This is a genomic window from Edaphosphingomonas haloaromaticamans (assembly GCF_001853345.1).
In the GTDB taxonomy this organism is placed as follows: domain Bacteria; phylum Pseudomonadota; class Alphaproteobacteria; order Sphingomonadales; family Sphingomonadaceae; genus Sphingomonas_E; species Sphingomonas_E fennica.
The window spans coordinates 100,157-110,663 of the sequence record NZ_MIPT01000001.1 but is presented as its reverse complement, the minus strand read 5'-3'; the positions used below and the strand labels follow the sequence as shown (position 1 = coordinate 110,663).

The following is a 10,507-nucleotide window of genomic DNA, read 5'->3' as shown; positions in this document are numbered from 1 at the left end:
CCGGCGACCGGCATGACTGCGGCGACAAGGCCGGCTATATCCAGGCGAACATCGCGCTGGCGCTGGAACGCGAGGATATCGGCCCGGCGGTGCGCGCCTTCATCAAGACGCTCTGACCGGGAAGGCCGGGGGAGGAACGCCACGCACAGCCTGCCGATCCTGCTCCGCCTGTCCGGCCGGCCGGTGATCCTGACCGGCGCGGGCGATGCCGCAGCCGCCAAGAGGCGCCTGCTGGAGCGCGCGGGCGCCCGCATCGTCGGCGAGGCGGACGAGGATGCGGGACGGGCGGCGATAGCGATCGTGGCCGATGGCGACGCGGCGGCCGTGGCGCGGCTGCGCGCGCGCGGCGTGCTGGTGAACGCCACCGACCGGCCGGACCTCTGCGATTTCACCCTGCCGGCGATCGTCGATCGCGATCCGGTGCTGGTGGCGATCGGCACGGGCGGCGCATCCGCCGGGCTCGCCAAGGCGCTCCGCCAGCGGCTGGAAGCCCTGCTGCCCGCCTCGCTCGGCCGGCTGGCCGATGNGCTGGCGGAAGCGCGCGAAAGCCTGCGGGCGCGCTGGCCCGAGGCCGGCGACCGGCGCCGCGCGATCGATGCCGCGCTCCAGCCGCAAGGCCCGCTCGATCCGCTGGCGGAAACGGCGGACGGCGCCGTCGCCGGCTGGCTTGCCGGCGCCGGGGAGAGCATATCGGCGGGCGGCCGCGTCCTGATCCGCCTGCGCTCGCCCGATCCCGACGACCTCACCCTGCGCGAGGCGCGATTGCTCGGCCAGTGCGACAGGCTCTACCACCGCGCCGACGTGCCGGCCGCGATCCTCGACCGCGCCCGCGCCGACGCGCTCCGCATCGCCTGCGAAGTCGCCCCGGCCGAGGACGGGCCGGGCCTTGCGATCGACCTGGGATGGGACCGATGAAGAGCTGGTGCTGGGCCACCGACGGCAATGGCGGCGCCGTTCCGCGCACGATCGACCGGGCCGGCGCCAGCGCGCCCGACCATGGCTTCGTCTGGTGCCACCTCGACGGCCGGCTCGCCGAGGAACGCGCCTGGCTGGACGCGGAAAGCAACCTGTCCCCCGGCGTGATCGCGGCGCTGACCGCGGTGGAGACCCGGCCCCGCGCCGAGGCGATCGGCGACGGCGCGCTCATCAACATGCGCGGGCTGGGATCGATTCCCGACGAGGATTCCGATCCGCTCGTCTCGATCCGGCTATGGGCCGAAAAGGGGCGCGTGATCTCGGTGGGCTTCCGCCCGCTGGCGGCGAGCGAGACGGTGCGCGACCAGATGCGCGCCGGCGCCATCCATGATCCGGGCGACCTGATCGCGGCGCTGGCGATGGCGATCACCGAAACGCTCGACCCGCAGGTGGCGGCGATGGGCGACAGCATCGATACGTGCGAGGCCGATCTCGATCCCGAGCGCATCTTCGCCATGCGGCGGATCATCGCCCGCACCCGATCCGACGCCATCCAGTATCGCCGCTTCGTCACCCCGCAGCGGCAGGCGCTGGAGCGGCTCGCGGTGCTGAAGGCGGACTGGCTGGAGGAGGAGGACCGGCTGCACCTGCGCGACGCGGCCGACCGCTTCGCCCGCATGGCCGAGGAGCTGGAGGCGGTGCGCGAGCGCGCGGCGCTGCTCCACGAACAGCTGACCGACCTGCGCGCCGAGCAGATCGACACGCGCACGCTGCTGATCTCCGTCGTGGCGCTGGTGTTCCTGCCGCTGACCTTCCTGACCGGCCTGCTCGGCATGAATGTGCGCGGCATCCCCTATGCGGAGGCGCCCTGGGCCTTCTGGGGCGTCGTCGGCGTCTGCGCCGCGATCGCCGGCCTGATCACGGCATATTTCCTGCGCGCCCACTGGTTCCGGGGATAGGGCGCCCGCGCGACCCGATCGCCGAAGGAAAACCAGCCCCTCACACCGCGCAAAGCCGAGAGCATCGAATGCGGATCGGGAATCCGGCGGTGCGATGACGATCGAAGCCGCGGCAGAGGAAGCCCGCTTCTTGCTCGATCTCTTCGAGGACATGCCCGACCGGGCGGATTGAGATGCCGGCGATCACCCGCGCCCGGCGTGCCCATCGACGCTCCAAAGAGCAGGCAGGCAACCGTCGACAGCGCCTTCCGCCATGCTATGCTGATGTCGGAGCCTGATCGTGGCGTATTCCGGGCCTGTCCGGGTGCGCGCTCAATCCCGTCTACCTCGGCAGACGGGGCCTTCCTGTCAGGCTCCACCGCGCCTTCACTGTGGCCGCGCGCTCCCTCGATCCCCTTTCGCCGCGGCGACCGGCCATCCCGGCGGCTTAATCGCGCGGACCGGGAAACCGCCCCTCAGGCGGCCGCCAGCGCCTCGGCCGGCACCGTTTCCTCGATCCAGCCGCCGCCCAATACGCGATCGCCGGCATAGAGCACCGCCGCCTGACCGGGGGCGACGCCATATTCGGGGCTGTCGAACGTCACCATCCGCCCATCGAAGCGGGCGGGGGCGGGCCTGGCCATCGAGCGCACCTTGACCGTCATCGGCCCGTCGAAGCCCTCGGCCAGCCAGTTCACCTCCTCGATCCGCGCGGCGCTGACCGCCAGCGCGCGGCGGGGGCCGGCGACGACGCGGCGCCGTTCGGCATCGAGGCGGACGACATAGAGCGGCTCGGCCTGGCCGCCAATCTCCAGCCCGCGCCGCTGGCCGACCGTATAATGGATCAGCCCGCGATGGCGGCCGATGACGCGGCCTTGGAGGTCGACGATATCGCCGCCTTCTTCCGCCTCCGGCCGGATCTTGCGGACGACGCCGGCATAATCGCCGTCGGGCACGAAGCAGATATCCTGGCTGTCGGGCTTGGCGGCGACGCCCAGGCCCAGCTCCGCCGCGATCTCCCGCACGCGGGGCTTGGGCAGGTCGCCCAGCGGGAAGCGCAGATAATCGAGCTGCGCGCGCGTGGTGGCGAACAGGAAATAGCTCTGGTCGCGGGCGGGATCGGCCGGGCGGTGTAGCTCCGGGCCGTTGGCGCCGATCACGCGCCGCACATAATGGCCCGTCGCCAGGCAATCGGCGCCGAGATCGCGGGCAATGCCGAACAGATCGGTGAACTTCACCCCCTGATTGCAGCGCACGCAGGGTATGGGGGTGCGCCCGGCCATATAATCGTCGGCGAAGCGATCGATCACGCCCTGGCGGAAGGCGCTTTCATAATCGAACACATAATGCGCAATGCCCAGCCTGTCGGCGACGGCGCGGGCGTCGCGGATATCCTGCCCCGCGCAGCAGCTGCCGGTGCGGCCGGTGGCGGCGCCGTGATCGTAGAGCTGGAGGGTGACGCCGATCACCTCGGCGCCGCTCTTCGCCGCGAGCGCGGCCACGACCGAGCTGTCGACCCCGCCGGACATGGCGACGACGATCCGCGCGCCCTTGAGCGATGCGCCCGACTCGAAACCCGTAAGCTGGAAATCCACGTTCATGGCCGCCCACATAGGGTATCGGCGGCGCAAACAAAACCGCATCGCCTTTACCGGGCCTTCAGACATCCGCCCTAACATGCCCGCCAAACAGGGTCGAACGGCAGAAGGAGGGCAGCCGCCCGATGGATTTGAGCTTCTCCCTTCACGGGGCCGCGCTGCGCGCCATCGTGACGGGACGGACCAACATCCGCATCACCCACGCGCGGCTGATCGCGGGGCTCGCGGCCGCCCAGGCATCGACGCCGACGGCGCGTGTCGCCGCGCGCCTGCCCGCGCCCGCGCCCGTCGAGGCCGATCCCGTGGACATGCTGGTGACGCTGCTGGCCGCCGATCGCGGCTGGTCCGCCGCGCCCGATGCATTGGGCGGCAGTTTCAACCCGTTGGCCGCACGCCGGCGCGGCCCCGAAGAGGATGAGGTGTAAACCTTTGTAAAGATCGCCTTTACCGTCACGCGTTAGGCTTCGTTCAACGAGACGAAGCTATTAGGTGCTCCTGCAATCACTCAAGGCCGAAAACGGCCGAGTTCGAGGTTAAGTATGATCGAAAACCAGAAGATCCGCCCAGCCCAGGTTATCGGCCCGCTCGGCGAGCCGCTGACGCTGGAGACGCTGCCGCCGCCGAGCACGACCCGCTGGGTGGTGCGCCGGAAGGCGGAGGTCGTCGCGGCGGTGAATGGCGGTCTGCTGAGCGTCGACGAGGTGTGCGAGCGCTACGGCCTGACGGTGGAGGAATTCGCCGGCTGGCAGCGCGCGGTCGACCGGTCCGGCATGCCGGGCCTGCGAGTGACGCGCATCCAGCATTACAAATCGCTGTACGAGCGCCAGCAGAAATATTGAGGGGCCGCGCGCCCGCTTTTCCATCCAATCCTTCGCCGCCGGCGGCCGGGGCCCCTCGCTCCGCCGGTTCCGAACCCGCCGGCCGCCATGCCGGCGGGTCTTTTTATGCCCGCGACGGGACATGGATCGGCTCCGTTCGACGCCTTCCAGGGAACCAAATTCGTTACCCAAGCGTATCAGCATGAGGAGCCGCACGCCCGGACGGCGCACTGCCCCCGCATCGCGTGCCGGCCAAGGAGGGCAAGATGAACTTCATTCTCTGGCTGATCATGGGTGGAATCATCGGCTGGCTCGCCAGCATCGTGATGCGGACGGATGCCCAGCAGGGCATTTTCCTGAACATCATCGTCGGCATCGTCGGCGCATTCATCGGCGGGCTGATCTTCACCGGCGGTTCGATCAACAATGCGGGCCTGTCGCTCTATTCGTTCCTGGTGTCGCTCTTAGGCGCGATCGTGCTGCTGGCGATCGTCAACCTGGTGCGGCGCGGCAGCGTCCGCTGACCCTTCCGATGCGGAAAGGGCCACGCCGGCTTTCGCCGGCGCGGCCCTCATCCGCCATTCGGGCAGGCCTTATTCCAGCTCGAAGCTGACGGCGACGCTGACGCTGAGCCTCTGCTCGCCCGCTTCCACCGCCGTGTCGGCGGCCTCGGCCTTCATCGCCGCCATCCGCACCATCGGCATCGGCGGCTGATAGCCCCCGCCCTGCTCGCTGATCGAGACGATCCGCTTCACCCGGAGCCCGGCCGCCTGGGCATAAAGGGCGGCGCGATCCCGCGCGGTGCGGATCGCGGCGGCGCGGGCCTCGTCCAGCGCGGCCTCCGGCTTGTCCACCGACAGGGCCGGGCCGCTGATCTGATTCGCGCCCTGCGCCACCAGCGTATCGAGGATCGCGCCCGACCGCTTCACGTCGCGGAAGCGGATGCTCACCTGGTTGGACGCCTGATAGCCGGTGATGACCGGCGGCTTGTTGTCGCCATAGCGATATTGCGGGCTGAGGTTGAGCGTGCTCGTCTGGATGTCGCGATCGGCCACGCCGGCCTTGCGCAGCGCCGCGACCACCGCCGCCATGCGTTCGGCATTTTCCGACATCGCCGCCCCCGCCGTGGGCGCCTGGGTGACGACGCCGGCGCTGATCGTGGCGATATCGGGAACGCGCGTCACCTCGCCTTCGGCCACCACGTCCAGCCGGGTGCCCTGGATCGTCGCCGTCGGCGCCGCCTGGGCATGGGCCGCGGCCGCGAGCCCCATCGTCCCGGCCGCCGCGACGCCCGCCATCGCCATCATCGCCTTCATGCCCGCCATATGCTGCTCCCTGGTCGGAATGCCGCCGGAACTGGCGGCCGTTTCGGCACGGCTTCTTCCACCGCGCCGCTGGCTGCCGGCTGAACGATGCCGACAGCCGGCTGAAAGATTTCAGGGGATTGCCGTCAACGGCTGCGGACGTGCATGATGATCCGGTAGAGGACCAGCAGCGCGATCGCCCCCAGCGTGGCCGCGCCGAACTGGCGCATCCAGCCATCGACGCCAAGCCCCAATATCACCGCGACATAGCCCGCCAGCAGCGCGCCGGCGATGCCGAGCAGGATCGTCACCACGAATCCGCCGGGATCGCGCCCCGGCATCAGCAGCTTGCCCAGCAAGCCGGCCACCAGCCCGATCAGCAGCCACCCCATCACCCCATGATTCATTGTTCTGGTTCCCATATTCTGGTTTTCGGTGCGCCCGTTCCGGCATCTGGCCCCGCCGCGAAGCGCCTGACAAGCGAAAATCGGGCCGATCCGTACCTTCCTGTGCGCGAAAGACGTGGTAAGGAGCGGCAACGAAAATACCCGCTTGCGGTGGGCGCTTGAGGTGGGTGATATATTCAGATAATACAGCGGGCGGCGGATAGGCGTGGGGCCGTGTGCCGCAGGGTGGAAAGATGAAGGCGATGAACGTCGAACAGGGTTTCTGGCGCAAGCGGATGGAGACGATCGAATCCGTCGAGGGCGGCCAGGATGTGGGGAACGGCCGGCGGCGCAAGCTGCTGATTCTGGCGGGCATCGCGGTGGCGGTGCTGGCGCTGATCGCCTTCTTCGCCCTGCGCGGCGGCGAAGGGCCGGCCGCCCAGGGGCCGTCCCTGCCCCGCGTCACCGTGGTCGCCCCCGGCCGCCAGAGCGTGACCAACCTCATTTCCGCCACCGGCAACCTCGCCGCGCGGCGCGAAATGCCCGTCGGCGTGGCGGGCGAGGGCGGCATCGTCACCCGCGTGCTCGTCGAACCGGGCGACTGGGTGAGCAAGGGCCAGGTGCTGGCGACGGTCGACCGGCAGGTGCAGGTCCAGCAATCGGCGCAGATGCATGCCCAGATCGCCGCGGCCGAGGCCGATGCCCGGCTGGCCCAGAACGAGCTGGAACGCGCCCAGAAGCTGGTGGCGCGCGGCTTCGTGAGCCAGGCCGATATCGAACGCAAGACGGCCACGCGCGACGCGGCCCTCGCCAAGGTGCGGCTGGCCAGCGCCCAATATAATGAGATGAACGCCCGGCTGGGCCGCCTGGACATCCGCGCGCCGGAGGCCGGCCTCGTCCTCGCCCGCGCGGTGGAACCCGGCCAGATCGTGAGCTCGGCCAGCACCGCGCTGTTCCGCATGGCCAAGGGCGGCGAGATGGAGATGCTGGCCCGCCTGGCCGAAAGCGATCTCGCGACGCTCGCGGTCGGCCAGACCGCATTGGTGACGCCGGTGGGCACCACCACCAGCTTCACCGGCCAGATCTGGCAGCTTTCGCCGGTGATCGATCCGCTGACCCGGCAGGGCACGGTGCGCATCGCGCTCCATTACGACAAGGCGCTGCGCCCCGGCGGCTTTGCCGCGGCGGAAATCACCAGCGGCCATGTCCAGGCGCCGCTGCTCCCCGAATCCGCCGTGCAGAGCGACGAGAAGGGCAATTTCGTCTATATCGTCGATGGCGAGAACAAGGTGGTGCGCCGCGACGTGAAGACGGGTGCCGTTTCCAATGCCGGGATCGCCATCCTTTCCGGGCTCACGGGCAACGAGCATGTCGTGCTTTCCGCCGGCGCCTTCCTGAATCCCGGCGACAAGGTGATTCCCGAACGCGCGAAGGCGCGGCCGTAACGGCCGGCGGTAAAAGGCGAAGATAAATGGACTTCCGCAATATATCCGCCTGGGCCATCCGCAATCCGGTGGCGCCGATCGTGCTGTTCATCGCGCTCACGCTGGCCGGCATGATCGCGTTCAGCCGGCTGGACGTGAACCAGAATCCCGACATCAGCTTCCCGGCCGCGCAGGTCGTCATCTCCCAGCCGGGCGCGGCCCCGACCGAGCTGGAAACGCAGGTGACGCAGCGCGTCGAGGCCGCGATCCGCGGCATCAACGGCGTCGACGAAATGTCCTCCTATGTGAGCGAGGGCAATTCGCGCACCTTCGTGCAGTTCCACATCGGCACGCCGGTGGACCGCGCCGTCAACGACGTGCGCGACGCGCTGGCCCGCATCCGTTCCGACCTGCCCGAAGGCATATTGGAGCCGCAGGTCGAGCGCGTCGACGTGGACGGCGGCCCGATCGCCTATGTCTCGGCCGAAGCGGTCGACATGACGCTCGAGGAATTGAGCTGGTTCGTCGATGATACCGTCGCCAAGCGGCTGCTGACCATTCCCGGAATGTCCGCGGTGCGGCGCGGCGGCGGCGTGAGCCGCGAGATCCGCGTGATCCTCGATCCGGTCAAGCTGCAGGCGCAGGGCCTCACCGCCGCGCAGGTCAACGCCCAGCTCCGCCAGACCAACGTGAACGCGGCCGGCGGCCGGGCGGAGATCGCCGGCGCCGAACAGTCCGTGCGCGTGCTGGGCAACGCCCGCAACGCCTACGAGCTGGGCCAGTCGCAGATCGCCGTCGGCGACGGCCGCTCGATCAAGCTCGCCGACATCGCCGACGTCCGCGATCTCTATGCCGAGCAGCGCTCGGTCGCGATGATGAACAACCGGCAGGTGCTGAGCTTCGCGCTGGAGAAGTCGAAGGGGGCATCCGACCTGGCCGTCTATGACGAAGCCAAGGCGATGCTGGCGAAGATCGAGAAGGAAAATCCCAAGATCAAGTTCACCGAGCTCTATACGAGCGTCGAATATACGCGCGAGCAATATACCTCCGCCATCCATGCGATGATCGAGGGCGCCGTGCTGGCGGTGATCGTAGTCTTCCTGTTCCTGCGCGACTGGCGCGCCACCGTGATCGCGGCGCTGGCCATCCCGCTTTCCGCCATCCCCACCTTCTGGTTCATGGACCTGATGGGCTTCACGCTCAACACGGTAAGCCTCCTCGCGCTCAGCCTGGTGGCGGGCGTGCTGGTGGACGACGCGATCGTGGAGATCGAGAATATCGTCCGCCACATGCGCATGGGCAAGACGGCCTATCAGGCCGCGATCGACGCCGCCGACGAGATCGGCCTCGCCGTGCTGGCGACGACGATGGCGATCGTCGCGGTGTTCCTGCCCGTGGGCGTGATGGGCGGCATATCCGGCCAGTTCTTCAAGCAGTTCGGCCTCACGGTCGTGGTGTCCGTGCTGCTCAGCCTCGCGGTCGCGCGCCTCATCACCCCGATGATCGCGGCCTATTTCCTCAAGGCCCATGGCGAGGAAAGCCATGGCGAGGGCTGGCTGATGGACGCCTATATGCGGGCGCTGCACTGGTCGATCACCAACCGCTGGAAGACGATGGGCATCGGCGCGCTTTCCTTCGTGGCGATGATCTTCACCTTCATGACGCTGCCCTTCACCAACCAGCCGACGATCAACACCGATTACAGCCAGGTGCAGATCCAGATGGTGCCGGGCGCGACGCTGGAGCAGACCAAGGCGGTCGCCCAGCACGTCACCGACATATTAAACGAGGCGCCCGAGGTGGCCGCCGCCTTCGCCGACGTGAATGTCGGTTCCGATACCAATGTCTTCATCACGCTCAAGAAGGATCGGAAACGCACCAGCGTGGAATTCGAGCGTGCGCTGGCGCCCAAGCTGCGCGACATACCCGATGCCCGTGTCAGCTTCCGTTCGCAATCGGGCGGGCTTGGCCGCGACATCACCGTGATGCTGGCGGGCAGCGATCCGGACAAGCTGAACGCGACCGCCAACAGGCTGGTCGCCGAGATGGCGCACCTGCCGCAGCTGCGCGCGCCGCGCGTCGATGGCGATCTGCAGCGGCCTGAAATCACGATCAAGCCGCGCCTCGATCTCGCCGCCAGCATGGGCGTGACGACCGCCGCGCTCAGCCAGACGATCCGCATCGCCACCCAGGGCGATATCGACCAGAATGTCGCGAAATTCTCGCTCAGCGATCGTCAGATTCCGATCCGGGTGGCGCTGAAGGAAGCATCGCGGCGCGATCTTTCGACGATCGAGAACCTGCCCGTGCCGACCGCCAACGGCGGATCGGTGCCGCTGAAGGTGGTGGCCGAGATCGGGTTCGGCGCGGGACCGTCGGAACTGCGGCGCTTCAACCAGAATCGCCGCATCGTCATCAGCGCCGATCTGGCGCCCGGCGCCGTGACCGCAGAGAATGAGATCAACGCGCTGCCGACGATGAAGAACCTGCCGCAGGGCGTGGAGCGCGTGTCCTTCGGCGACACCAAGATGATGGCCGAGCTGGTCAACAACTTCATCATCGCGGTGATCGCGGGCGTGTTCCTGGTCTTCGCGGTGCTGGTGCTGCTCTACAAGCGGATCATGCCGCCGCTGGTGAACATGGGATCGCTGCTGCTGGCGCCGCTGGGCGGCGGCCTCGCCCTCCACCTCACCGGCAACCCCATCTCCATGCCGGTGCTGATCGGCCTGCTGATGCTGCTGGGCATCGTCGCCAAGAACTCGATCCTGCTCGTCGATTTCGCGCTGGAGGAGATGTACAAGGGCGTGCCCAAGTTCGAGGCGATCATGGACGCCGGCCACAAGCGCGCCCAGCCGATCGTGATGACGACGGTGGCGATGGTCGCCGGCATGCTGCCGGTGGCGCTGGCGATCTCCGGCGACGGCAGCTGGCGGGCGCCGATGGGCATCGTCGTGATCGGCGGCCTGATCCTTTCCACCTTGCTGACGCTGGTGATCGTGCCGGCCGCCTTCAGCCTGGCGATCGGCTTCGAAAGCCGGCTGGCGCCGAAGCTCAGCCGCTGGCTCACCAATAACGAGCCGCGCGAGGAAGGCCGGCCCGCGCCGCAGCCGGCCGAGTGACGGAA

The 10,507-nt window shown here is 68.6% G+C and carries 10 protein-coding genes and 1 pseudogene; 8 read left to right on the top strand and 3 right to left on the bottom strand.

The genetic code is table 11. The features are described 5' to 3' along the window. The 3 genes and pseudogenes from BHE75_RS24780 to BHE75_RS00560 all read left to right on the top strand — a co-directional run. Positions 1–116: pseudogene (locus tag BHE75_RS24780) on the top strand (UTP--glucose-1-phosphate uridylyltransferase); the annotation flags it as partial. 67 nt (positions 117–183) lie between these two features. Then, on the top strand, positions 184–915 hold the full coding sequence (locus BHE75_RS00565) for a precorrin-2 dehydrogenase/sirohydrochlorin ferrochelatase family protein (RefSeq protein ID WP_070931678.1): 732 nt from the start codon (positions 184–186) through the stop codon (positions 913–915). Next, on the top strand, positions 912–1,874 hold the full coding sequence (locus tag BHE75_RS00560; RefSeq protein WP_015458824.1) for a zinc transporter ZntB: 963 nt from the start codon (positions 912–914) through the stop codon (positions 1,872–1,874). Before BHE75_RS00565 ends, BHE75_RS00560 begins: the two co-directional genes overlap by 4 nt. Before the next feature lie 455 nt (positions 1,875–2,329). Here BHE75_RS00560 and mnmA read toward each other — a convergent pair whose 3' ends face one another. Beyond that, complete coding sequence (gene mnmA / locus BHE75_RS00555; RefSeq protein WP_070935325.1) at positions 2,330–3,454, bottom strand: tRNA 2-thiouridine(34) synthase MnmA; 1,125 nt, start codon at positions 3,452–3,454, stop codon at positions 2,330–2,332. 122 nt (positions 3,455–3,576) lie between these two features. On the opposite strand from mnmA, the gene BHE75_RS00550 reads away from it, so the two are divergent. The 3 genes from BHE75_RS00550 (at position 3,577) to BHE75_RS00540 (ending at position 4,793) form a co-directional block, all read left to right on the top strand. After that, positions 3,577–3,876 (top strand): hypothetical protein, encoded by a 300-nt coding sequence (locus BHE75_RS00550; protein WP_015458822.1) that lies wholly within the window; start codon positions 3,577–3,579, stop codon positions 3,874–3,876. 114 nt (positions 3,877–3,990) lie between these two features. Further along, positions 3,991–4,290: a CtrA inhibitor SciP gene (sciP, locus tag BHE75_RS00545; protein WP_015458821.1), complete on the top strand. Its 300-nt coding sequence runs from the start codon at positions 3,991–3,993 to the stop codon at positions 4,288–4,290. A 245-nt stretch (positions 4,291–4,535) separates the two neighbouring features. Next, positions 4,536–4,793 carry a GlsB/YeaQ/YmgE family stress response membrane protein gene (locus BHE75_RS00540; RefSeq protein WP_015458820.1) on the top strand — a complete coding sequence of 86 codons (258 nt, stop codon included), beginning with the start codon at positions 4,536–4,538 and terminating at the stop codon, positions 4,791–4,793. A gap of 69 nt (positions 4,794–4,862) precedes the next feature. On the opposite strand, the gene BHE75_RS00535 is transcribed toward BHE75_RS00540, so the two are convergent. Then, positions 4,863–5,585 carry an SIMPL domain-containing protein gene (locus tag BHE75_RS00535; RefSeq protein ID WP_041865329.1) on the bottom strand — a complete coding sequence of 241 codons (723 nt, stop codon included), beginning with the start codon at positions 5,583–5,585 and terminating at the stop codon, positions 4,863–4,865. A gap of 134 nt (positions 5,586–5,719) precedes the next feature. Continuing rightward, entirely contained in the window at positions 5,720–5,980 is a 261-nt protein-coding gene (locus BHE75_RS00530) for a GlsB/YeaQ/YmgE family stress response membrane protein (protein ID WP_084652812.1), read from the bottom strand. A 275-nt stretch (positions 5,981–6,255) separates the two neighbouring features. On the opposite strand from BHE75_RS00530, the gene BHE75_RS00525 reads away from it, so the two are divergent. Continuing rightward, entirely contained in the window at positions 6,256–7,404 is a 1,149-nt protein-coding gene (locus tag BHE75_RS00525; RefSeq protein ID WP_041865328.1) for an efflux RND transporter periplasmic adaptor subunit, read from the top strand. A gap of 26 nt (positions 7,405–7,430) precedes the next feature. Beyond that, positions 7,431–10,502, top strand: a complete 3,072-nt coding sequence (locus tag BHE75_RS00520) for an efflux RND transporter permease subunit (protein WP_015458816.1) — start codon at positions 7,431–7,433, stop codon at positions 10,500–10,502. The last annotated feature ends 5 nt before the right edge of the window (positions 10,503–10,507 follow it).

What these genes read in the sequence shown, in the direction of transcription:
- BHE75_RS00540 (WP_015458820.1), top strand. Translation starts at nt 4,536, where the DNA reads ATGAACTTCATTCTCTGGCTGATCATGGGTGGAATCATCGGCTGGCTC.
- BHE75_RS00560 (WP_015458824.1), top strand. Translation starts at nt 912, where the DNA reads ATGAAGAGCTGGTGCTGGGCCACCGACGGCAATGGCGGCGCCGTTCCG.
- BHE75_RS00530 (WP_084652812.1), bottom strand. Translation starts at nt 5,980, where the DNA reads ATGAATCATGGGGTGATGGGGTGGCTGCTGATCGGGCTGGTGGCCGGC.
- BHE75_RS00520 (WP_015458816.1), top strand. Translation starts at nt 7,431, where the DNA reads ATGGACTTCCGCAATATATCCGCCTGGGCCATCCGCAATCCGGTGGCG.
- BHE75_RS00525 (WP_041865328.1), top strand. Translation starts at nt 6,256, where the DNA reads ATGGAGACGATCGAATCCGTCGAGGGCGGCCAGGATGTGGGGAACGGC.
- BHE75_RS00535 (WP_041865329.1), bottom strand. Translation starts at nt 5,585, where the DNA reads ATGAAGGCGATGATGGCGATGGCGGGCGTCGCGGCGGCCGGGACGATG.
- mnmA (WP_070935325.1), bottom strand. Translation starts at nt 3,454, where the DNA reads ATGAACGTGGATTTCCAGCTTACGGGTTTCGAGTCGGGCGCATCGCTC.
- BHE75_RS00550 (WP_015458822.1), top strand. Translation starts at nt 3,577, where the DNA reads ATGGATTTGAGCTTCTCCCTTCACGGGGCCGCGCTGCGCGCCATCGTG.
- sciP (WP_015458821.1), top strand. Translation starts at nt 3,991, where the DNA reads ATGATCGAAAACCAGAAGATCCGCCCAGCCCAGGTTATCGGCCCGCTC.